The 22,351-nt window shown below is 34.7% G+C and carries 22 protein-coding genes; all 22 read left to right on the plus strand.

Features of this window, described 5'->3' with window-relative positions; genetic code table 11:
• The first annotated feature begins 2 nt into the window (after positions 1 to 2).
• Complete coding sequence (locus ASG31_RS16575) at positions 3 to 452, plus strand: hypothetical protein (protein WP_056035363.1); 450 nt, start codon at positions 3 to 5, stop codon at positions 450 to 452.
• Positions 449 to 1,309 carry a glucose-1-phosphate thymidylyltransferase RfbA gene (gene rfbA, locus ASG31_RS16580; protein ID WP_056035366.1) on the plus strand — a complete coding sequence of 287 codons (861 nt, stop codon included), beginning with the start codon at positions 449 to 451 and terminating at the stop codon, positions 1,307 to 1,309. Before ASG31_RS16575 ends, rfbA begins: the two co-directional genes overlap by 4 nt.
• 154 nt (positions 1,310 to 1,463) lie before the next feature.
• Entirely contained in the window at positions 1,464 to 2,321 is an 858-nt protein-coding gene (locus ASG31_RS16585) for an ABC transporter permease (RefSeq protein WP_056035369.1), read from the plus strand.
• Positions 2,322 to 2,459: 138 nt separating this feature from the next.
• Positions 2,460 to 3,725 carry an ABC transporter ATP-binding protein gene (locus ASG31_RS16590; RefSeq protein WP_056035372.1) on the plus strand — a complete coding sequence of 422 codons (1,266 nt, stop codon included), beginning with the start codon at positions 2,460 to 2,462 and terminating at the stop codon, positions 3,723 to 3,725.
• On the plus strand, positions 3,725 to 4,435 hold the full coding sequence (locus ASG31_RS16595) for an FkbM family methyltransferase (protein WP_056035375.1): 711 nt from the start codon (positions 3,725 to 3,727) through the stop codon (positions 4,433 to 4,435). The genes ASG31_RS16590 and ASG31_RS16595 overlap by 1 nt, the downstream gene beginning before the upstream one ends.
• Positions 4,435 to 5,154, plus strand: coding sequence for a DUF268 domain-containing protein (locus tag ASG31_RS16600; protein WP_056035378.1), 720 nt, complete (start codon positions 4,435 to 4,437; stop codon positions 5,152 to 5,154). The genes ASG31_RS16595 and ASG31_RS16600 overlap by 1 nt, the downstream gene beginning before the upstream one ends.
• On the plus strand, positions 5,151 to 6,017 hold the full coding sequence (locus ASG31_RS16605; protein ID WP_056035379.1) for an alpha-1,2-fucosyltransferase: 867 nt from the start codon (positions 5,151 to 5,153) through the stop codon (positions 6,015 to 6,017). Before ASG31_RS16600 ends, ASG31_RS16605 begins: the two co-directional genes overlap by 4 nt.
• 14 nt (positions 6,018 to 6,031) lie before the next feature.
• Complete coding sequence (locus ASG31_RS16610) at positions 6,032 to 7,060, plus strand: glycosyltransferase family 2 protein (RefSeq protein ID WP_082504615.1); 1,029 nt, start codon at positions 6,032 to 6,034, stop codon at positions 7,058 to 7,060.
• Positions 7,061 to 7,318: 258 nt separating this feature from the next.
• The gene (locus ASG31_RS16615) at positions 7,319 to 7,834 is read left to right on the plus strand and encodes a hypothetical protein (protein WP_231433799.1); all 516 of its coding nucleotides are present in this window, start codon (positions 7,319 to 7,321) and stop codon (positions 7,832 to 7,834) included.
• Between the two features lie 365 nt (positions 7,835 to 8,199).
• A complete protein-coding gene (locus ASG31_RS16620) occupies positions 8,200 to 9,027 on the plus strand; it encodes a glycosyltransferase family 2 protein (protein WP_056035385.1) in 828 nt (275 codons plus the stop codon).
• A 113-nt stretch (positions 9,028 to 9,140) separates the two neighbouring features.
• Positions 9,141 to 10,832 (plus strand): glycosyltransferase family A protein, encoded by a 1,692-nt coding sequence (locus ASG31_RS16625; RefSeq protein ID WP_056035386.1) that lies wholly within the window; start codon positions 9,141 to 9,143, stop codon positions 10,830 to 10,832.
• Positions 10,829 to 11,773, plus strand: a complete 945-nt coding sequence (locus ASG31_RS16630) for a glycosyltransferase (RefSeq protein ID WP_056035389.1) — start codon at positions 10,829 to 10,831, stop codon at positions 11,771 to 11,773. The genes ASG31_RS16625 and ASG31_RS16630 overlap by 4 nt, the downstream gene beginning before the upstream one ends.
• A 16-nt stretch (positions 11,774 to 11,789) precedes the next feature.
• Positions 11,790 to 12,722 (plus strand): glycosyltransferase family 2 protein, encoded by a 933-nt coding sequence (locus ASG31_RS16635; RefSeq protein WP_056035392.1) that lies wholly within the window; start codon positions 11,790 to 11,792, stop codon positions 12,720 to 12,722.
• Between the two features lie 6 nt (positions 12,723 to 12,728).
• Positions 12,729 to 13,412 (plus strand): NAD-dependent epimerase/dehydratase family protein, encoded by a 684-nt coding sequence (locus tag ASG31_RS16640; protein ID WP_056035395.1) that lies wholly within the window; start codon positions 12,729 to 12,731, stop codon positions 13,410 to 13,412.
• 3 nt (positions 13,413 to 13,415) lie between these two features.
• Positions 13,416 to 14,339, plus strand: a complete 924-nt coding sequence (locus ASG31_RS16645; protein ID WP_056035398.1) for a glycosyltransferase family 2 protein — start codon at positions 13,416 to 13,418, stop codon at positions 14,337 to 14,339.
• 35 nt (positions 14,340 to 14,374) lie between these two features.
• Complete coding sequence (locus ASG31_RS16650; protein WP_082504616.1) at positions 14,375 to 15,301, plus strand: glycosyltransferase family 2 protein; 927 nt, start codon at positions 14,375 to 14,377, stop codon at positions 15,299 to 15,301.
• A gap of 24 nt (positions 15,302 to 15,325) precedes the next feature.
• On the plus strand, positions 15,326 to 16,111 hold the full coding sequence (locus ASG31_RS16655; RefSeq protein ID WP_056035401.1) for a class I SAM-dependent methyltransferase: 786 nt from the start codon (positions 15,326 to 15,328) through the stop codon (positions 16,109 to 16,111).
• Positions 16,112 to 16,116: 5 nt separating this feature from the next.
• The gene (locus ASG31_RS16660) at positions 16,117 to 17,703 is read left to right on the plus strand and encodes a hypothetical protein (protein WP_056035404.1); all 1,587 of its coding nucleotides are present in this window, start codon (positions 16,117 to 16,119) and stop codon (positions 17,701 to 17,703) included.
• Between the two features lie 3 nt (positions 17,704 to 17,706).
• Positions 17,707 to 18,465 (plus strand): class I SAM-dependent methyltransferase, encoded by a 759-nt coding sequence (locus ASG31_RS16665; RefSeq protein WP_056035406.1) that lies wholly within the window; start codon positions 17,707 to 17,709, stop codon positions 18,463 to 18,465.
• Positions 18,465 to 19,379 carry a glycosyltransferase family 2 protein gene (locus ASG31_RS16670; RefSeq protein WP_056035408.1) on the plus strand — a complete coding sequence of 305 codons (915 nt, stop codon included), beginning with the start codon at positions 18,465 to 18,467 and terminating at the stop codon, positions 19,377 to 19,379. Before ASG31_RS16665 ends, ASG31_RS16670 begins: the two co-directional genes overlap by 1 nt.
• Before the next feature lies 1 nt (position 19,380).
• Positions 19,381 to 21,183 carry an asparagine synthase (glutamine-hydrolyzing) gene (gene asnB, locus ASG31_RS16675; RefSeq protein ID WP_056035412.1) on the plus strand — a complete coding sequence of 601 codons (1,803 nt, stop codon included), beginning with the start codon at positions 19,381 to 19,383 and terminating at the stop codon, positions 21,181 to 21,183.
• A 1-nt stretch (position 21,184) separates the two neighbouring features.
• Positions 21,185 to 22,339 carry a glycosyltransferase family 4 protein gene (locus ASG31_RS16680; protein WP_056035415.1) on the plus strand — a complete coding sequence of 385 codons (1,155 nt, stop codon included), beginning with the start codon at positions 21,185 to 21,187 and terminating at the stop codon, positions 22,337 to 22,339.
• Positions 22,340 to 22,351: the final 12 nt, after the last annotated feature.

Consider the following 22,351-nt stretch of genomic DNA (forward strand, 5'->3'; position numbering starts at 1 on the left):
GGATGAAATCAGTAATAGTTTCAGTTTTTCTAATGATTGGATTTTTTGTTTTCGCACAGGAGCCAAAACTTCCACCTACATCAATTCAAAGAGATGAGGCAAAAATTGCTCTCATGGATGAATTTATCATTGTAAGTAATTATGAAAATTCTTTAAGAGAATATGTTTCAGATTATTTGTGGTTACATTCTGAAGAGCTTAAACTTACAGATTTTCAAAAAGAGCAGGTAAAGAAAATTTTTGATTACAAAGTTTTCGCAGGCTATATCACATACTCTTCATTAAACAGAGTTGAAAACGATAAAATTTCCAAACTAATTGATTTTTACAAATCTATTGATGGTGGCTTGGATAAAGAACAATCAATTTTTTTGACTAGTTACTATTACAGTAATTTGCTCAATGAAAACATCTTAATGTATATAAAACATACTAAAAAGAAAACCAAATGAAAGGAATAATATTAGCCGGAGGTTCCGGCACAAGACTTTATCCACTTACAATCGCTGTAAGCAAGCAGCTGATGCCGGTGTATGACAAACCGATGATTTACTATCCGCTTTCAACATTGCTTTTGGCAGGGATTAAAGATATTTTGATTATCACTACTCCGCATGATCAGGAAGGTTTTATCAAACTTTTGGGTGACGGTTCACAGATCGGATGTAATATTGAATATAAAGTTCAGCCCAGTCCGGACGGATTGGCGCAGGCATTCATCCTTGGCGAGCAGTTTATCGGAAACGATGCCGCAGCCTTAGTTTTGGGAGACAACATTTTCTACGGTTCCGAAATGGGAACTTTGCTGAAAAACAAAACCAATCCCGATGGAGGCGTTGTTTTCGCGTACCACGTTGCCGATCCCGAGAGATACGGCGTTGTGGAATTTGATGACAACCTGAAAGCAGTTTCCATCGAAGAAAAGCCGACTCAGCCGAAATCAAACTACGCAGTTCCCGGATTATATTTCTATGACAACGAAGTGGTGGAAATCGCCAAAAACATTCAGCCTTCCCCACGTGGCGAACTGGAAATTACCGACATCAACAACGTTTACCTTCAAAAAGGAAAACTTGAAGTAGGCGTTCTCGACAGAGGTACAGCATGGCTCGATACCGGAACTTTTGATTCTTTGAATGACGCTTCAGAATTCGTAAGAGTAATCGAAAAAAGACAGGACTTCAAAATCGGATGTATTGAAGAAATTGCTTTCAGAAACGGTTTCATCAATGAAGAAAAACTGCTGGAAACGGCAGCGAAATACGGTAAAAGCGGCTACGGAGAGTATCTGAAGAAACTTATAAGATAAAAAGAATCAGGCGCAAAAGTGGTTTAGTATTTTAGTAGTTCAGTTATTTAGTAACTCCACCTACACTTGCCTCTTTCTCCTTTTGCCCTGGCTCTTTAGCATCCGGCTCTTATACTTTTAAAAACACTAAATTTGCAATAAAAAATTCCCTCAAATGAATGAACCACAACAACAGTGGACAGATGTAATAGAGTCTAAAGATTCTTTATTCCGGCTGAATTTAAAAGAAGTCTGGCAGTATCGGGACCTTGTTTTTATGTTTGTAAAAAGAGATTTTATTTCATCTTTCAAGCAAACGATTTTGGGGCCACTCTGGTTTTTTATTAATCCCATTTTAACAACTATCGTTTTTACACTGGTATTCGGCAACATTGCATCGCTGCCTACAGACGGTATCCCCCCCATTCTCTTTTACTTGGCAGGAAACACACTTTGGGGATACTTCAGTACTACGATGCTCAGTGTTTCAGGCGTTTTCACAGGAAATGCCGGTATATTCGGCAAAGTTTATTTCCCCAGACTTGTAACCCCTATCTCTACAATTATCTCCAGTTTTATGCGATTGAGTATTCAACTGGTATTGTTTTTCGGAGTGTTGGGGTATTTTATTTATCATGGTGAAGCACAGCCCAACCTGTGGGCATTATTCTCTCCGGTTCTTATTATTTTCCTTGCGCTTTTCTCTTTAGGTTTAGGGATGATTTTTTCCTCTCTTACCACAAAATACCGTGATCTTTCACTTCTACTCGGTTTTGGAGTTAGTCTCTTTATGTGGTTTACACCTGTTATTTTACCTACCACACTGGTAAAACAAAAGCTGGGAAGTTATGCGTTTTTAGCAGACCTCAACCCACTGACGCCTATATTTGAATGCTTTAAATACGGCTTTATAGGATCAGGTGATTTTAACATGACAAGGCTCCTGCTCAGTTTTACATTTATTATATTTATACTTTTTTGTGGTCTTATCATTTTCAATAAATCTGAAAAATCATTTATAGACACGGTTTAAAATACAGGAAATGAATGATAGGTAATGAGTAATGAATTATGGGCAGTAAAAATTAACAAAACATAACTAAACTCTTCAACCACTTTTTTTTACACTCTGAATTTTAAATCTTGAATTTTAAATCTAAAATCTAAAAAAATGCTTGCATTAAAAGCGGAAAATATATCTAAGCAGTACAGACTGGGCCAGGTGGGAACGGGAACAATCACCCATGACCTCAATCGGTTCTGGCACAAAGTAAGAGGGAAAGAAGATCCTTATCTGAAAATAGGTGAAGCCAACGACAGAACATCAAAAGGCAGTTCAGATTACGTGTGGTCTCTTCAGGATATCAATTTTGAAATAGAACAGGGAGATGCCGTGGGCATTATCGGAAGAAACGGTGCCGGGAAGTCTACCCTCCTTAAAATCTTAAGCAAAGTTACCCAGCCTACCACAGGAAAAATATATACCAAAGGAAGAATTGCTTCTCTGCTTGAAGTAGGAACCGGCTTCCACCCGGAAATGAGCGGGCGCGAAAACGTTTTTCTGAACGGCGCAATTCTGGGAATGACCAGAAAAGAGATCAGCAGAAAGTTTGACGAGATTGTTGACTTCTCAGGTGTAGAAAGATATATTGATACCCCTGTAAAAAGATACTCTTCAGGAATGTATGTTCGTTTGGCATTTGCCGTTGCCGCTCACTTAGAATCTGAAATTTTGATTGTAGATGAGGTTTTAGCAGTGGGTGATGCGGAGTTTCAGAAGAAATGTTTGGGGAAGATGGGTGATGTTACCAAGGGAGAAGGTAGGACGATTTTGTTTGTGAGCCATAATATGCTTGCAATTAAACAATTATGCAGCAAGGGCATTTTATTGGATAAAGGGCAGATACTGTATAATGGTGATATCCAGCAAACATTTGATAATTACTTAGCAATAGGAAATGTAAACACAAGTACATCTGTATCTTTAGCAGTGGCTGAATCTTTGGAATCCAACATAAAGAAAGTGGAACTCACTGATTTGCTAGGAAATCCAAAAGGAGAATTCTTCATTGGAGAAGAATGGAAAATAAAAGTCACATATATTTTAAAATCAAATATTAAAGATCATATATGTGCTGTTGGAATTAGCAATTTTTATGAAATCCCCATTTTTACAACCTGGAGCGAACCGCAGGAATTATCGCCCGGAACATATTGCTCAGAATTTATTTCTGATAAATCTTTAAAACTTGCAGCTGGAAATTATAAAATTCATATCGGCCTTAGTAAAGGAATAGAAAGCATTCACTTTTTGGAAAGCGTTATAACTTTCGAATATCTGCCTATGACACAAGATAATTTGGGAACTACCATTGACGTCAAAAGCAACTCAGGACTTATACTACACGAATTACAAAATACAACCAAAAAAATATAATGAGTATCTTCAGAAAAAAAACTAAGAACACTTCAGATAATATATATATTAAAAAGTCATTTTCACAGTGCGGAGAAGACATTTTAGTAGATTTTATTTTTAAAAATATATTAGGGAAAAATGACTTTACTTATATGGATGTCGGTGCTCATCATCCATATTACCTAAGCAATACTGCATTATTTTATGAACAAGGTTTCAAAGGTATTTCTATAGAGCCTGATCCAAGCCTGTTTACCGAAATTAAAAAACAAAGACCAAATGAAATTTGTTTAAACGTTGGAGTTTTATTTGATAATGATATTACAGAGTCTGACGTAGCAGACTTTTACATTATGAGTACTCCTACACTCAATACATTCTCTAAAGAGGAGGCTGAAAGGCTTCATACACAAGGAACTTATACTATTGTCGACAAGAAGAAAATACAGATTAAACATTTACACAAAATTTTTGATGAATATTTCCTGCCTGATTTTCTTTCAATTGATGTGGAGGGACTTGACAAGGAAATAATTACATCCATAAACTTTGAGAAATATAGACCAAAAGTAATTTGTATAGAAACTTTGGAGTTTTCTCCCGATGGCTCGGAAAATAATAAGAATATTAATATAATAAATTTTTTATCAGGTAGAAATTATTCTTTGTATGCTGATACAAATATTAACTCCATATTTGTCGACAAAAAACTTTTAAAATATCAATAATGAATATTTTCAAGAAAAAAGATCCTAAAATGGAGAATTTCAAAAAAGAATTCTCTGAATTTTTGAGGAAAGATCAAAACAAAAGATTTGAAATTTCAGAAAATGATTGGTATCCCTGCTTGAATGATAATACTGAGTACACGGGATTTGACTCACATTATGTATATCATCCTGCTTGGGCAGCCAGAGTAGTAAAAGAAATAAACCCAAAATTTCACTTAGATATTTCCTCTACTTTGCATTTTTGTTCAATATTATCTGCATTCATTGACGTTAAGTTTTATGATTACAGACCTGCACAGTTAAACCTTTCTAATCTGGAGTCCGGTAAAATAGATTTGACAAATATTTTTTTTGAAAGCAACTCTATAGAATCTGTATCATGCATGCATACTGTTGAACATATTGGCTTAGGCAGATATGGAGACCCTCTCGACCCAGAAGGTGATCTAAAAGCTATCAACGAGCTTAAACGAATTGTGAAAATTGGTGGCAATCTTCTTTTTGTCACACCGATTGGCAAACCCAAAATAATGTATAATGCCCATAGGATATATTCTTACGAAATGATTATGGATGCTATGACTGGGTTCACATTGAAGGAGTTTTCTATGATTTATGATAATCATGATTTCATTAATAATGCAAATCCCGACGATGTTAAATTACAAAACTACGCTTGCGGATGTTTTTGGTTTGTAAAAAATGATTATCTGTGACAATCACTAAACTCCAAGGCGGCCTTGGAAACCAGATGTTTCAATACGCAGTGGCGAGGAGCAGATGCGTTGATGAAAAAATATATCTCGATTTTTCTTTCCTGCAGAAAAACAATGTCTCCACTGAACACTTTACCAAAAGAGATTTTGAGCTTGGAGTTTTCGGTATTCAATACAAAGAATTCTCAGATCGTGAGAGAAAAATCTGCTTTGGAACCTCAACTAAAGACAAAATACTTAGAAAATTGTTTTACGGTCGTACAGAAACTGTACATCAAATCGAAAACGAATTTGTTATAATTCCAGCTGCACAAAACATCTACTTCGACGGTTACTTTCAGTCTGAAAAATATTTTGCAAGCATACGTAATCAACTTCTTACTGAATTTACATTTCCTGAACTGGATGGCGCTAACATCAGGATACTGGACCAGATTAATTCAGTACAAAATTCCGTTTCTATACACATCCGCAGAGGAGACTATCTGAAACCGGAAGTACTTAAATACCACGGTTCTTTAGGAGAAAATTATTACAAAGCTGGTTTGGAATTACTTAAAGCAAAATTTCCGAATCTTTATTATTTTGTATTTTCTGATGACATCAGCTTTGCGAAAACCCTGTTTAAAGACCTTGAAAACACTTATTTTGTTAATATAAATTCCGGAAAAGACAGCTGGAAAGATATGTTTCTTATGGCGCAGTGCAGGCATCACATTATCGCCAACAGCAGTTTCAGCTGGTGGGGAGCATGGCTTTCTCAAAAACAGGGGATAAACATTGCCCCGGAAAATTGGTTTAATAAAGAAGTTGCCAATTTCGATATCAACAATATTGTTCCATCAGACTGGATAACCATTTAGTTAAAAATTCCAAGATGAGCAACCTACAAATCAGCATCCCAAAAATCTCTGTAATCATGCCTGTATACAATGGCGGAATACATCTTGGGGAAGCTATTGAAAGTATTCTGAATCAAACTTTCTCTGATTTTGAACTCATTATTATTAATGATGGATCAACAGATAATTCTGAACAGATCATTTTAGCTTTTAATGATTCACGAATTAAGTATATAAAAAACAGTGCAAATCTGAGATTAATTAAAACACTGAACATAGGTCTGGATTTAGCAAAAGGAGAATTCATTGCCAGAATGGATCAGGATGATATCGCAAATCCTCAAAGATTTTCAAAACAAGTATCCCTCTTAGAAAACAACCCTGAAATAGGCGTGTGCGGCACGTGGTTTACCGTTTTTGGTAACGGCATAGAAAAAATACTGATCAGCCATCCTGAAAATCATGACTCCATAAAAATACATTTGCTGGGATACTGTACCATAGGTCATCCTACAGTGATGCTGAGAAAATCAATGCTGGCAAGTCAAAGGTATGATGACAACTATCAGGCAGCAGAAGATTATGAGTTTTGGGTAAGGCTTTCGATTAATACAAAAATGTACAACATTCCCGAATCTCTTTTGGATTACCGTATGCACACCACCAACATGACTGTTTTGGAAGACAGTACGCAAACTAAAACCTCAGATAAAATACGTCGGGAACAATTAAGAAGATTAAATATTGAAAAAACTGAAAATGAAATCGTATACTGTGAACTTTTATTCACCCCAAAATATGTAGAATCAATATCCGAATCAGAGTTAAAAAAAATAATTGAATTTGCCAATAAACTGGAACGGGCAAACGAAAAGAAAAGAATTTACGAAAACGGTATTCTACATCTTACATTTTATAAAAGACTTTATTATATGTTTGACAAACTGGAAACCAAAAGCCTCTTTTTAGTAGGTTATATTTTGCTAAACAGAAGGGAACTTTTAAGAAAAAGAGGAATAAGATTCACCCTCAATCTAATAATGAAAACGATTGCCAGTAAATAATCTTTTTCATCTTTCCTAATCTTATATAACAAAAATTAAAAAATTTCACCTGCAGATTATTCAATAAAATCTGAATATTTTTTTCATCTGTTATATCATAATCACATAACGCTAAAAACAGATCAATATAAATATTTTACACCTACATAAACAGCAGAAGCACTGCAACTTAACATAAAATAATATTCCCTAAAACATGATGCACATCGTGTTTTTTTTTATTAGTTTCGGTAAACTAACAATCAAAATATTTTTAATATGGCACTCAACAATTTGCTAAGTGTAATGTTTACGGAAGCCGAACTTGCACAGATGGATCAGGCTTTAACCATTTTTGAAGCTGTTTTAGTGGGCAAAACCATCCACCTTACACCAGACCAGAGACAACAGCACGGGCGTATTGCCGAACAAAACAAACTCTTCGTCAACAAAGCAAAAGGAATTATGGAACAATATCCGCAACACGTTCCTGTTTTCATAGACAAACCGGAGTTTGACAGAGATTTTATTGCCCGCGCACAGCTGGAAGCAAGGTATCAGAGAATGTCTTCTATATTAGAACAATTATCTGATACCAAAACGCTGTTGGATCATGACAACTACCACAATGCTATTACCTTCTACAGAAACATAAAATATCTGTCTGGTGAGAATGTTCCCGGAACGACTTTTCTTTACGAAGATATGCGGCAGTTTTTCGTCAATCCTTCCACAGGAATTGTTACAGAACCTAAAGCCAACAAGGAGAATAACGATAATGAAAAAGAAGAATAACGCTTATCAACAAATTACCTACACACTGCTTCAGAATACTGAGGCAGTTTTTTTTGTCGAATCTTAAAACACCATTTCACCTGCTCATGAAGACCCTTTGCCCACTGCTTAAGGGCAGTCACCCCTTTACTAAAGTACCGCCCCCCTTTTCCGTACCCGTTATACCCCCTTCTGAACGGGGGTGCCTCTGCCTCACAACCCGCCTCAACCCCTTTATCAACAGGCTTACTCCCCTTACAGAAGTCCCGGAAGACCGTCTGAGGAGAGGGCAGACAGTTAATTACAAACCGTAGAGGACGTTAAAACATCGTAACACTCCGCTTCTATGGCAGATTTTTAATATCTTTGCCACTGAAAAACACGATATGCCCCAATCCCTCATTTCTATCATTGTCCCATGCTACAATCAGGCACAGTATCTTGACGAATGTCTGCAGTCTGTGCTCGTACAAACCTACCAAAACTGGGAATGCATTATTGTAAATGACGGATCTCCTGACAATACTGAAGAAGTTTCCCGAAGATGGACAAATAAAGACTCCCGTTTTAAATATCTTAAGAAAGAAAATGGCGGATTGTCATCTGCAAGAAATTTTGGTATTGAAAATTCAAAAGGAGAATGGATACTGCCCTTAGATTCTGATGATAAAATTTCCAAAAACTATTTAAAGCTCGCTTCAGATGTATTTTCTGAAAACTACACCATTATTTACAGCAATGCAGAATACTTTGGTCTGGAAAAAGGAATTTGGGGTCTTCCAGAATACAGTGCATCTGCTTTAGCAACGAACAATATAATATTCTGCTCAGCAATCTTTAAAAAAAACACATGGTATAATGCAGGAGGTTATGATGAATCTATGAAAGTCGCACTTGAAGACTGGGAGTTTTGGATAAGAATTCTCAAAAATGGTGGCGCTGTTCACAAAATAAATCAAACCTGCTTCTATTACAGAATCAAGAATAATTCAATGATTGCTGCACTTGATTGGTCTGTGAAAGAACCCGTTATTAAATATATCGAACAAAAACACATTGATTTTTTTCAAAAACATTTTGGAACCTATCATGAGCTAAGTCAATATAAAAAAAGATATGCTCTTAAAAACACTGAAAACAAAGAAATTAAAAAAAAGTTAGCTTCAAAACGATATATTTTTATTGATAGATTATTATCTTTTTTTAATAAATAATCTTGAAAGTTTAGAAATGGATAAAAGCACTGAAAAGCAGACTAATTTTGATTCTATCCATGCTGTTGTGAAGATTTTTTTTAAAACATGTTGAAATATAAAAATTTGTTGTAATGTCTAAGCTTGCCATAGTGATCCCATATTATAAAATAGATTTCTTTGAAGAAACGCTGAAATCTGTTGCAGCACAAAGCAACAGAGACTTTGTTTTGTATATCGGGAATGATGCCAGCGCAAATAACCCTCTACCCCTCATTCAGAAACATCTTACTGACATATCTTACTTCTATTTTGATTACACAGATAATTTGGGCGCAGAAAATCTCGCTTTGCAGTGGGAGAGAATTCTTGAAAATGTAGAGGAAGAATGGTTTCAGATTTTGGGTGATGATGATATCATATCTGAGAATTTTGTAGAAGAATTTTATTACAACATAAAAAATGCAGAGGAGCAGAGCATTTCTGTTATCAGAGTTTCGCAGGCGTTAATTGATGAAAATGGGATCCAGACAACAGAGTTTACAGTGCATCCCACCATTCTCCCTGCTATTGAAGCATGGAAATCAAAAATTATCGATCATCAGAGATCCAGTTTATCCGAACACATCTTTAATCTGCATCAGTTCCGGAAGATAAAGTTCCGTAAATTTCCTTTAGCATGGTATTCTGATGATATTGCAGTGTATGAAATTTCAGATTTTGAAAATATATATTTTATAGACTCTGCAAAGGTTTTAGTGAGATTTTCCGAAAAAAGTATTTCAGGGAAATCAGATAATGAAACTGAAAAAAGTTTGGCCACATTTCAATTCTTAAATCTTCTTATTGAAAAGTTCCACCATCGTCTTCCGAAAGAGTTTGTACTGAACACTATTGATAAGCTCAACCGTACTGCCCATGAAAATCACAGTACAAAAAACTCAAAATTTAGCCGTGTTTACATGAATTATGGTATGAAAGCTATGGCTTTAGAACAATTCATGACTTCAGTTCCGGTACTGAGACCAATGTATCAGACTTTAAGAAAGGCAGTGGATAAAATTAAGGACTTAAAAAAAAGCCGAATCCTCTCGTACCAAAAAAAACGTCCTTTTCAGATTCCGATTATTATCATCAATTTTAATCAGTTATATTTTCTGCGGACTCAGGTTGAATTTTATATTAAACGTGGATTCAGTAATATTGTTATTGTAGACAATCACTCTACCTATCCCCCTTTGCTGGAATACTACCGATCCATCGAGCATCAGGTAAAAATAGAATATATGTCTCAAAACTATGGTCACCTTGTATTCTTTAAACGTGAAGAGCTATACAGAAAATATGGAAAGGGATATTATGTAATTACAGATGCAGATATTCTGCCCAATGAAAAACTTCCTGAAAATTTTATGTTTAACCTTATCACTTTTTTACATAAATATCAGAAAAAAGTTTTAAAAGTGGGGTTTGCACTTAGACTTGATGATATACCGGAAACTAACAATACAAAGCAAAAGATTATCAACTGGGAACAGAAATTTTGGATAGATGAATGCGAGCCAGACATTTTCTATGCAGATATCGACACCACATTTGCGCTTTATTCAACAGCACCCACAGAAATTAAACTCAAATCTGCGTGGTTTTTTAGGGGATTAAGATTTGCAGGGGATTATGCGGCAAGACACGGCGGCTGGTATATCGATAACAATAATTTGACTGATGAGCAAAACTTCTATGCCGAAAATGCAAATTCTTCCAGCTCATGGCTCGCTAATAAAGAGGGAGAAATACTGGGAGACTACAAAAAATTATACAAATGACAACAACCTCAATTGCCATCTGCACCTACAACGGCGAAAAATATCTTGCTGAACAGCTGGAGAGCATCCTCAGCCAGACTGTGAAAGCAGATGAAATTGTTGTTTGTGATGATGGGTCGAAAGATAAAACCACGGAGATTTTGCAGGAATATCAGCTGAAAAATCCCGGCTTATTTAAAATCATGGTCAATGAGACCAATTTGGGTTATTTCAAAAATTTTGAAAAGGCCATATACGCCTGTAAGGGAGATATTATTATAACCAGTGACCAGGATGACATCTGGGAAATAAATAAAATTGAGGTCACCAAAGATTTTTTTGACAAAAACCCAGATTACGATGGCGTTTTTAATGATCTCGAAATAATTAATAATGATTATCAGATAAATGAACCTTCTTACCTCAACTGGAAGCATATTTCTTATAAATTCTTAGAAGAAAATATCATAAACAATACTCTGTTTGTGCAGCAGCAGATTATGGGAAGCTTCGTTTTGGGTTGTGCACTGGCTGTTAAAAGGTCTGCCTTACAGCAGTACGGATTAAGTAATTTTGAAATTGCCCACGATTATTTTATCGCACAGAAACTTTCTGCCAAAGGCAGACTTGGATTTATCCCTCAAACACTCTCAAAATACAGACAACACGAAGATCAGGTATGCGGCCTTCGGGAAGCCATGGAAAATACTCCGAAAATAAAGGGAGATAATGAAAAGTCTTATTTTCAGAGCCTGGTTGGCCCTTTTCTTTTAGCCATCAGAAAATACAGACTACTGTATCCTGATGAAAATGTACAGAGCACACCTCTTTACAGAATTTTTCTTGAAAACAGAAATACGTATCTGCAGAGTCTCTCTTTTTTAAAAAGAAAAAAATACATACTTCAGTGCATTCGTCACCATTATTTGGATTTACATTTTACCGATTTCTTTAAATACTAAAAAAGACCTGTCACACATGGACGTAAGCATCTGCATCACCACCTACAACCACGAAAAGTACATCGTGAAATGTCTTGAGAGTATTTTTGCACAGGAATTTTCTGGCGAATACGAAATTATCATCGGCAACGATAATTCTTCTGATGCAACTGAAAATGTCATACGTCAAATCTCAGAAACCCATATAAAAGGCGAAACAATCCGTTATTTTAAAAACAATCCGAATTTAGGATATGTAAAAAACACACTGTTTACCTTTTCACAGGCCAGAGGAAAATATATCGCCGTGCTCGATGGTGATGATTACTGGACCGACAGTCTAAAACTTCAGAAGCAGTTTGACCTACTTGAAAACAACAGCCTTCTTTCTGCTGCAGGCAGCAATTCAAGGGTTATTTATGAGGATGTGGATAAGGAAAGCCACAGCTACTCAGACCTACCTGCGAGAATTTTGAAAAAGGAAGGTCTTACAGATTTATCTATTTTCCAGACTTCTACTTTTTTTTTCAGAAAAGAAATCCTGCAGGATGATTTTCCAACCGATATTATTTCCGCTGACCGCGGTCTTTATTTACTTGCAGGATGTTTTGGTGATGTACAATATATGTCAGAAGAAACTGCAGCTTACAGACAGTTTCAGGGCAGCATTTCCAAGAACGTGCCTTATGAAGTGATGAAGAAAGATTTTGCAATTGTACCTTTTATCAAGAAACACAATTCAGAATACAGAACGTCTAAACTTATGGCGTATTTTTACTATACACTCATGGCTTATCCGAAAACAGTGAGCAGGACAAACTTTTACAGGGCTGCCGCTGGCTATGCCTTTTATAATATTTTATCTAAATTTACACTACGCCCTTTCAAACTCTATAATGTTTTAAAATGGACACGTCACACCATGATGCAGAAGTATGATATTAAGAAACAAAATAACGGATTTATATAACAACAAATGATTACAGGCAACGGACTTATCGCAAAATCCCTACAAAGCATCGATTCTGATGGTGTTCTTTTTTTCGCATCAGGTGTTTCCAATTCTCTGGAAACAAGAAGTTCTGAATTTGAACGGGAACACACTCTTCTGAAAAAAAATATAGAAGAAAATCCAGATAAAACCTTTGTTTATTTCTCTACATGCAGCATTTATGATTCATCTAAAAACAATAGTCATTATGTTCTGCATAAGCTCAAAATGGAGCAGATTATTTCAGATCTGTGTGATCATTATTTTATTTTAAGAGTAAGCAATGCTGTAGGAAACGGAGGAAATCCCAATCTTCTGGTCAATTATCTCGTTCGCGAAATTGAGAATCAGAAAAAAATTACCGTTCATACCAAAGCAACCAGAAATCTGATTGACGTAAGTGATGTATGTGCGATCACAAAGGATGTGCTTGAAAATTTCAGCCCGAATCAGATCATCAATATGGCGTATCTTCAGAATTTTTCAATTATTGAAATTACCGAAACCATTTCCGACATTTTAAAAGCCGAACCTAATCTGCAGCTTCAGAATGAAGGTTCAGGATATGCAATTGAAGTTTCGAAAATTGAAAACTATTTCAGGCAGAATAATCTTACCGATAAAGAGCAGTATCTGAGAAATTTAATTTCAAAATACTATCAAAAATAAAATATGCCGAAAATATCCGTCATCATCGTTACCTACAATGCCATGAAATGGGCAGAAAAATGTTTCAGCAGTCTTAGAAGCTCTTCTTTCCCGCTGGATTGCATTGTAATTGACAACGGTTCTTCAGACGGCACCCAGGATTTTTTGAGAAATAATTTTCCTGAAGTAGACTTTATCCAGTCAACGAAAAACTTAGGTTTTGGGAAAGCCAACAATATCGGTATTGAAAAAGCATATAAAAACGGAGCAGATTTTTTTTATCTGATGAATCAGGATGCCTGGCTGCATGAAAACAGCATTCAATGCCTGCTGGATGTCTATGAAAGTTATGATGATAAAAAAGAAATTGGCATCTTAAGTCCTATGCAGACCGATGGTTCAGAGAAATATCTGGATATTTTTCTGGATAAGTACATTGCCATTAATTTCGAAAAAACAAGACTTATTTCTGATCTTTATTTTCAAACTTTAAAATGCTGCTATGAAATCAGTTTTGTAAACGCAGCGCATTGGTTGATTCCCCGGGAGACGATCGTTACAGTAGGCGGATTTAATCCCTATTTTTTTCATTATGGTGAAGACAATGAATATGTAAACAGAGTACATTATCACAAGAAGAAAGTTTTGCTGGTTCCTTCCAGCAAAGTAGTACATGACGGCAAACAATTTTTAGATAAGGTCAATACTTCTTTGCACGAAGATTTAACCATAGAAACAAAAATATTAAATCCAAATATTACATATTCTCTTAAAAATGAAAAGAAAGCACTACGGCAGAGTATCGTAAAAAACATGTTTTCCGGAAACAACACGAATGTTCAAAAATTAAGAAAAAAATACTGCAAGATATTAAATGAAGAGAAAAAATTATCGCAATTACTCCATCAAACAAAACAGAAAGGCTTAACATTTCTTAACATATCATAATATTTACGTATTTTTGGGCACAAAACATTTAAAAGTTGAAAATTACTATTGTAATTCCAGTATATAATTCTTCTCGTTTTCTAGATAAAACACTGAAAGCCGTGGATGATCAGAGAAAGATTTCAGATTGGGATTTAGAATTGATTCTGGTGGAAGACGGCAGTCCTGATAATAGCTTTGAAGTCATTGAAAAGCTATCAGAATATTATTCTTACTTGAAGGCTATTAAGCTATCAAGAAATTTCGGTCATCAGATAGCAGTTAAAACAGGATTAAATTATGCGACAGGAGATTATATAGCAATTATTGATGATGATTTGCAGGATCCCCCTTCATTGCTTCCTCGATTTTTTGCTGAGCTGGATAAGGGTTATGAAGTAGCTTTTGGCATCAGGAAAAAAAGGAAAGAAAGCGAGGCTAAAAAACTTGCGTATACAAGCTTTTACCGTTTACTGAATTCTATTAGTGACACTAAAATCCCCTTGGACTCAGGAGATTTTTGTGTAATGACTAAAAACGTGAAAGACAAAATGCTTTCACTTAACGAACAAAACCCTTACTTAAGAGGGATAAGAGCGTGGGTAGGATTCAAACAGATAGGTTTGGAATACGAAAGAAGCAGCAGAATAGAAGGCGAATCCGGCTATTCATTGAAGAAACTGATCAAGATAGCAAAAGACGGCATTTTTTCATTCTCATCCCTTCCTCTTCAAATCATCGGCATATTAGGAAATATTGGTCTTGCAACCTCTTTATTTTTTACAGCATTCACCATCATCAGATATCTCCTTAATGAAATTGAAGTTGCAGGGTATACTACCATCATTATTATGATTTTATTCTTCAATTCTATCCTGTTAATCAGTTTAGGCATTATTGGTGAGTACATCTACCGCATCTATAATGAAGTAAGGAATAGACCTTACACTATTATAGAAAAAACTATCAACACAGATTCTTAAAATAAAGATTTTATAACATCAAATATGAAAGAGAAAATACAGACAATAATTGACGGAAACTCTAATTATGAATACAAAAATGAAAAATTCGTATTTCTAGAATTTGATGAGGGTATTGTGTCTGATTCTCTTGATAAAATAAAGACATTTTTTAAAAAATATGTCTGGCTGTATGAATTACTGATCTACATCATCGCACCGCTCTATCCTTCAAGATACTTTTATTTAAGAAAGGTGCTGAATGAAACCAAAAACAAAGATAAAATTGTTGTGAATTTGGGCAGCGGTTACACAGATCTTAGAGATGATATCATTAATGTTGATCTTATTCCTTATGCACCGGTGAATGTTGTCTGCGATATTACAAAGCTGCCTTTTAAAGATAATTCTGTTGATCAAATTATTAACATTGCGGTTTTAGAACATGTTCCTGATCCACAGGCAGTAATCGCAGAAATACACAGAGTTTTGAAACCTGGAGGAAAACTATTGTGTGAAATTCCTTTCATGCAGGCTTTTCACGCTTCACCGTATGATTTCCAAAGATTTACTTACGAAGGCATTAAAGTACAATTTAAAAATTTCAATGATCTCAAAATACACTCCATCAGCCCTACAGGTGGTATGCTTTGGCCTCTACAAGAGTGGTTTGTTATGTTATTCTCTTTCGGCATCAAACCTCTGCACAATATTTTATTGATTATTGTAATGTGTCTTACTTTTCCTATTAAATTTCTAGACGTGATATTACAGTATCACCCCTTAAGTAAAAACATAGCTTCTGCATTTATTTTTGAATGTAAAAAATAACAAAGATGAGTAAAATTTTAAATTTTGATGCTAGACTTTCATCTTGGATATTTTTACTGGCATCGCTAATTTTGGCTTTTATTACCTACACTAATCTTGATAAAGGTTTTATCTTTAATGATGAAGCTTACTATCTTTCTTACTACAGAAACCAAGGTGAAAGCTTGAGTTTTGACCGCACAAATTACTTCAGAATATTTAAGTTCTTATATACTCCAAACATCCATCATTTTAGGATTATTTCTATTACATTATTGGTTTTAAGTAATTTCTTACTGTGTTTCGCTACATTCAAATATCTAAATTTTAAGAGAAATATTTTTCTTTTAAGCTCTTTAGGGATTTTTATTGGCTTTGAAACATGGAGCATGAGCAATTTAATCATCCAACAATATATTGGTAATACGATATTAATCAACATTGGAGTTTCTACTATTCTTACTTCATTCCTGCTAAAACGAAATTTCATTCTCATTTTTTCGGGCTTCATCCTGTCATTTGTATTATTTAATGGTAATTCTCACAGCATCATTCTATTGCCAATTATCATTTTTCTCTTTATTCAAAACAAAAAACAATGGAAGTCAGTTTTTGGATATTTTCTTGTGGGCTTTGCAGCAGGATTAATTTATTATTTCACTTTTTTAGACAGTATAAACAATGTCGTTTACCAACTGCAGTTTTTAAAAGAATACCTTACTTTTCACAGAAAACAGCATTCTAAAACCTTCATGGTTTTGTGGGGAGTCTACTTGTTTTTAAACGGAATACTACCCGCAATAATTACTGCTTATTTATTATGGAAATCTAAACTCAGTTTACGACTTTTAGATAAAATTATAGCAATTACAGCGGCACTTTGCCTCTTGCTTTTTGCGGTTGTACCATCATATTACATTTATGTCTTTATCTTAGTGGCTCATCTGATGGTCGTAAGATTTTGTTTTACGAATACTGAATCCAAAAATGCAAAATATTTAGTAATCTTACTGCTGATAATTCCTTACTGTTTGGCATTTGGATCGCAGACATGGTTTCACTTGCGTTTAAATGCCTACAAATTTTATTATTTTGTCCTTATTTTTATTGTCATTCACAAATTGTACAAAAATAAATTTTGGCAGATTGGTTATCTAATTTTTATCATTTTTATGGCGTGTAACTTCCCAAATATCCTAAACGAAAAAGGTTGGAAAGATTTTGTATTTACAGAACAGACAGAAAAGGTTAAAATTAATGGGTATGATCTGTATTTAGATAAGGGAAGAAAAAAAGATCTTGAAGATTTGCGTCCCTATCTTCATAAGCAAAAAAATGTGATTTATTCCAGTAATCATTTGATGGGTTATTTATATATTTTAGACGCCGCACCTCCAATTTATTATTATTTTACCCTGAAAGATTATATCAGTTTTATTATCAAGAAAGTGGGAAAAACTCCGGATGATTTCATCTATGTAGAAAGTAATGACTATCTTTTTAAAGTCACTGATCTGAAACCATTAGAATTTGTCAAAAATCCAAAAAAATACCGTGTTGTAAAATCGGGAAGATTTACATTATATCTACCAGCAAATTTTGAAAAAAAATAAATTATGGGAATCATCAATGCTGTAAAGCATCATATAAAAAAGCTAGAAATAGCAAACCAATTTGTAACCAATAAGCATTATGGAATTTCGAAGGAAAAATTTCTACAAGAAATTAAGAAAACTCCTTTACGAACTGACATCATCAATTATCTCATTGAATATCTAAATCGGGAAACAACCTATTTAGAAATTGGCGTGAGAAATCCAGCAGACAATTTTGTGAAAATTAAATCTGCTCATAAATACAGCGTAGATCCTGGTTACGAAAATTCTGATAACAATGTAGATTTTAAGCTTACAAGTGATGATTTTTTCTCACAGTTAGAAAGCGGCGAAATACTAGACAAAAACATTAAATTTGATGCTATCTTTATTGACGGTTCTCACCTTGCAGAACAAGTTGAAAAGGACATTTTCAACGCACTGAACTATCTTAAAGATGATGGTTTTATAATAATGCATGATTGTAACACTCCTACAGAATTTCATGCCTCAGAATGTTACGATTACCACCTTTCTCCTGCTCGTACAATGTGGAATGGCACCACATGGAAAGCTTTTGCAAAAAATAGAAAACGAAACGACATTTTTGCATGTGTAATTGATACAGACTGGGGAATTGGTGTGATCTCTAAAAAAATAAATCTCGGAAACCCCTCAACAGTTGACAATGAATTTTTTGAATACAGAACTTTTGAAAAATACCGTCAGGAGACACTAAACTTAATCTCTTTCGTAGATTTTAAAAAATTATTACCTTAATGCTTGCCATCATCATACCCTATTATAAGATTAATTTCTTTCAAGAAACGTTGAAGTCTGTGGAAAGCCAAACCGACAGAAGATTTACAGTATACATAGGAAATGATGCAAGCCCAGACAATCCGGAAAGTATTATTAAAGAGACACTTCAAAAGACAGAGTTCAAATACATCCACTACCAAGAAAATTTTGGAGGCAAAAATCTCACAAAACAATGGGATCGAGTAATCAATGAAATTGAAAATGAAGAATGGATTATGATTTTGGGTGATGATGATGTACTAGAACCGAATGTTGTAAAAGAATTTTACAAAAAACTCGATTTGACAGTAGAAAAAAAAATCAGCTTGGTTAAATTTTCTCAAGAATCTATCGACGAATTCGGGCATACAACAAGGTCGGCTACAGAATTACCACAGATATTCTCTTCGAAAAATTTTTTAATAAAACGACTAACAAAATCATTTCCAAGTAGTCTTTCTGAAAATATTTTCAGTAGAAAAATGTATGAAAAATATAATTTTAAAAACTTTCCTTTAGCATGGCATTCAGATGATCTTGCAATGCTGGAGTTTGCAGATTTAAACGATTTCATTTTTATAAATAATGCAAAAATTAAGGTTCGAATCTCCAGCCAAAGCATCTCGGGGCAAGATAACAATACAACTGAAAAACAGTTTGCACATTATTTATTTTGTGAGTACATATTAAAAAATTACATCTACAAGTTCCCGGTAGATTTTATTAGCCTTATCGTCAAAAGGTACAGGGAAAATATTTGGAGAAACGGATTCCCTTTAAATATCGATTTAACAGATGTTTTTTTTAAAACCAAGCAGATTACAATGATGTTTTATTCATTTAAAATAAAATATGATTTGAAGAAAAGGATCAAAATTCTCAAAAAAAAATAATATGTGCGGAATAGCCGGAATCATCACCCCAAATGCCAGAAATTATACTTCGGAAATTAAAAAAATGACCGATGTCATTGCCTACCGCGGTCCCGATTCTGCAGATCACGAGTTTTTCGACCACGCTGCATTGGGACACCGCAGACTGTCGATTATCGATCTTTCTGAAAACGGAAAACAGCCCATGTTTTCGTCCACAAAAAACGAATGCATTGTTCTGAACGGAGAAATTTACGGCTATCTGGACATAAAATCTCAATATTCTGATTATCCTTACAAAGGTGGATCTGATACAGAAGTGATTCTTGCGATGTATCAGAAAAAACAGGAAAATCTCATCCATGAACTTCCGGGAATGTTTGCTTTTGCCATCTGGGACGAAAAAAAACAGGAACTTTTCTGTGCCAGAGACCGTTTTGGCGAAAAACCATTTTACTACGCAACTGGTAAAAACGGAGAATTTATTTTTGCATCAGAAATCAAACAGATTATCGCATCTGGATTGGTAAAACCCGAAATTGACAAGGCTCAGATTGCGTATTACCTGAAAAACGGATACATTCATCCTCATAAAACCATTTATAAAAATATTTTCAATCTAAAGCCTGCCCACACACTAACTCTGAAAAATGGGAAGATTGAAACCCAACCCTACTGGACAATTCCGACGGAAACTTCTCAGTTAAGTTTAGAGGAAAGCATAGAAAAATTCAGATATTTACTGGATAACGCAGTTAAGAAACAGTTGGTTGCAGATGTTCCCGTAGGTTCTTTTCTTTCAGGCGGTTTAGATTCCAGCACGATTGTGGCGGTTGCTTCGAAATATAAAAAGAATCTCAAAACATTGGTCTACGGATATGAAAGCGGAGATCTGAATGAAATGCCTTACGCAAAAGCCATTGCAGATAAATACGAAACCGATCACCATATTCTTTTAGATAAAAAACAAAAAATATCAGAAACCCTACAGGAAGTTTATTCTTACATGGATGAACCGCTTATGGATTCATCATTACTTCCCACCCATCTTATTTTTAAAGAAGCCTCAAAAAATCTTAAAGTGGTTCTTTCCGGCGATGTGGGCGATGAATTGTTTGGTGGATATTCTTTTTACAGATATAACATTGATCTTTCACAAAAAGGATTTTACCCAGCTTATCTTTCACAAATGTTGCTGATGGCGTCAAAATTTAAAAATATAGGAACTGAAAGGCAACATCGTGCTCAGTACAGCGATACTATTGATTTTCATCAAAATAAAGTAAGAAATTACTTCTCTTCAGCCGAAATAAAAAATCTGGGACTTACTGAGAATATACCCACACAGGATTTCAGTTTTGAACCTACCGGAAAAGACTTTAATGACTTAATGAGAATCGATCTGGAAAAATATGTTCCCGGAAATATGCTGCTGAAAGGTGACAGAACCTCGATGTACAATTCTGTGGAAGTAAGAATACCGTTTCTGGACATCGATTTTGCAGAATTCTGTATTCAGCTTCCCTGGCAGTATAAAGTGAATAAAACTGAAGATAAAATCATCTTAAGAAAGGCCTGTTCCCAAATGTGGACCGAAGAAATTGCGAAGCGTGGGAAAAATGGTTTCGCCGCTTCCGTGAATGAATGGTTTAAAGAGACTGAACTTCAGGAACTGAGCATTAATCTGCTTGAAAATCGTGAAAGTTTTATCTTTAATTATTTAGATTTTAATGAAGTTAAGAAAAAACTGAATCAGCAGCTTCAGCACTGGAGTCTGTTGGTTTTGGCGCTTTGGTTTGAAAACAATAAAAAAATTCTGAATTAAGATGAAAATTGGTATCGCAGAAAACGGATATCCGATCAGGCGGAATATTTTAAATAAAATTTCCGGTGCAGAATATGTTGTTTTAAAGAAAAACAACAATTTTTTTCATACATTATCCACACTTAAAAAACTGATTTTCAGAAAGAGATTAAATTTTGAAGGGAAATATTTTTTTTATCAAAAACCCAAAATCGATATTCTTCATCTTTATAACGATATCAATTATTCCTCCCAAAAATGGGTGACTTCATTTGAAACATTAGTTCCCAGATTTGCGGAAACCAAAAATGATCATCAGAAAACAGAGCCTTCACATCAATATAATCAAAAAACCTTAAAAGGTTTTGAGCAGATTGCAAAGAAAAACTGCTTAGGAATTATTGCAATTAGCCAGGCTTCTGCCAATATTCAGTTAGAATTGCTGAAACATTATCCGGAACTTGCAGATCAGGTGAAAAGCAAACTTTCTGTAATTCATCCCTCTCAAAAAATCATTCCAAGGAACAATATTGAAATTTACAATAAAACTGAAACCCTGAAATTTATTTTTGTAGGAACCCAGTTTCACTTGAAAGGCGGCGTTGAAATGGTGGAAGTTTTCAGAAAATTTAAAAAAAATCACCGGCTTACACTTACCATCATTTCATCCTTTAAAACAGATCATTACGTAACTAGAGTCACCGAAAAAGAAGCTTTGGAAACGAAAGAAGCTTTAAAAAAAGAAGACTGGATTGATCTGTATGAAAACATTCCCAATGAGCAGGTTTTAGAATTAATCAAAAAATCCCATGTAGGAATTTTGCCAACCTGGTCTGATACATACGGATTCTCCGTCCTCGAAATGCAGGCTGCAGGAGTTCCCGTGATCACAACAGACATCAGAGCTTTGCCGGAAATTAATAATGAAAATTGTGGCTGGATGATCCATCTGCCACAAAACCGTATGAAACAGGCACTTTATTTTACTGATGAACAAAAGGAAAATTTAAAAACAACCCTGAAAAATCAATTGGAAGAAATTTTAAAGAGTATTTTTGCAAATCCTGAAGAAATGATTATTAAATCTGAAAATTCTGTAAAAAAAATTACAGAGATGCATAATCCTAATGAAGTTGAAAGGAAATTAAAAGAAATTTACAGCAGACCCATCAGATAAACCACTTTGCAT

It is taken from the genome of Chryseobacterium sp. Leaf404, from assembly GCF_001424145.1.
GTDB lineage: Bacteria > Bacteroidota > Bacteroidia > Flavobacteriales > Weeksellaceae > Chryseobacterium.

Excerpts from the sequence above, each read along its gene's own strand:
- ASG31_RS16670 (WP_056035408.1), top strand. The coding sequence starts at position 18,465 with ATGCTTGCCATCATCATACCCTATTATAAGATTAATTTCTTTCAAGAA.
- ASG31_RS16595 (WP_056035375.1), top strand. The coding sequence starts at position 3,725 with ATGAGTATCTTCAGAAAAAAAACTAAGAACACTTCAGATAATATATAT.
- ASG31_RS16590 (WP_056035372.1), top strand. The coding sequence starts at position 2,460 with ATGCTTGCATTAAAAGCGGAAAATATATCTAAGCAGTACAGACTGGGC.
- ASG31_RS16680 (WP_056035415.1), top strand. The coding sequence starts at position 21,185 with ATGAAAATTGGTATCGCAGAAAACGGATATCCGATCAGGCGGAATATT.
- rfbA (WP_056035366.1), top strand. The coding sequence starts at position 449 with ATGAAAGGAATAATATTAGCCGGAGGTTCCGGCACAAGACTTTATCCA.
- asnB (WP_056035412.1), top strand. The coding sequence starts at position 19,381 with ATGTGCGGAATAGCCGGAATCATCACCCCAAATGCCAGAAATTATACT.
- ASG31_RS16585 (WP_056035369.1), top strand. The coding sequence starts at position 1,464 with ATGAATGAACCACAACAACAGTGGACAGATGTAATAGAGTCTAAAGAT.
- ASG31_RS16665 (WP_056035406.1), top strand. The coding sequence starts at position 17,707 with ATGGGAATCATCAATGCTGTAAAGCATCATATAAAAAAGCTAGAAATA.
- ASG31_RS16645 (WP_056035398.1), top strand. The coding sequence starts at position 13,416 with ATGCCGAAAATATCCGTCATCATCGTTACCTACAATGCCATGAAATGG.
- ASG31_RS16610 (WP_082504615.1), top strand. The coding sequence starts at position 6,032 with ATGAGCAACCTACAAATCAGCATCCCAAAAATCTCTGTAATCATGCCT.
- ASG31_RS16655 (WP_056035401.1), top strand. The coding sequence starts at position 15,326 with ATGAAAGAGAAAATACAGACAATAATTGACGGAAACTCTAATTATGAA.
- ASG31_RS16625 (WP_056035386.1), top strand. The coding sequence starts at position 9,141 with ATGTCTAAGCTTGCCATAGTGATCCCATATTATAAAATAGATTTCTTT.
- ASG31_RS16600 (WP_056035378.1), top strand. The coding sequence starts at position 4,435 with ATGAATATTTTCAAGAAAAAAGATCCTAAAATGGAGAATTTCAAAAAA.
- ASG31_RS16640 (WP_056035395.1), top strand. The coding sequence starts at position 12,729 with ATGATTACAGGCAACGGACTTATCGCAAAATCCCTACAAAGCATCGAT.
- ASG31_RS16615 (WP_231433799.1), top strand. The coding sequence starts at position 7,319 with ATGGCACTCAACAATTTGCTAAGTGTAATGTTTACGGAAGCCGAACTT.
- ASG31_RS16660 (WP_056035404.1), top strand. The coding sequence starts at position 16,117 with ATGAGTAAAATTTTAAATTTTGATGCTAGACTTTCATCTTGGATATTT.
- ASG31_RS16575 (WP_056035363.1), top strand. The coding sequence starts at position 3 with ATGAAATCAGTAATAGTTTCAGTTTTTCTAATGATTGGATTTTTTGTT.
- ASG31_RS16635 (WP_056035392.1), top strand. The coding sequence starts at position 11,790 with ATGGACGTAAGCATCTGCATCACCACCTACAACCACGAAAAGTACATC.
- ASG31_RS16630 (WP_056035389.1), top strand. The coding sequence starts at position 10,829 with ATGACAACAACCTCAATTGCCATCTGCACCTACAACGGCGAAAAATAT.
- ASG31_RS16620 (WP_056035385.1), top strand. The coding sequence starts at position 8,200 with ATGCCCCAATCCCTCATTTCTATCATTGTCCCATGCTACAATCAGGCA.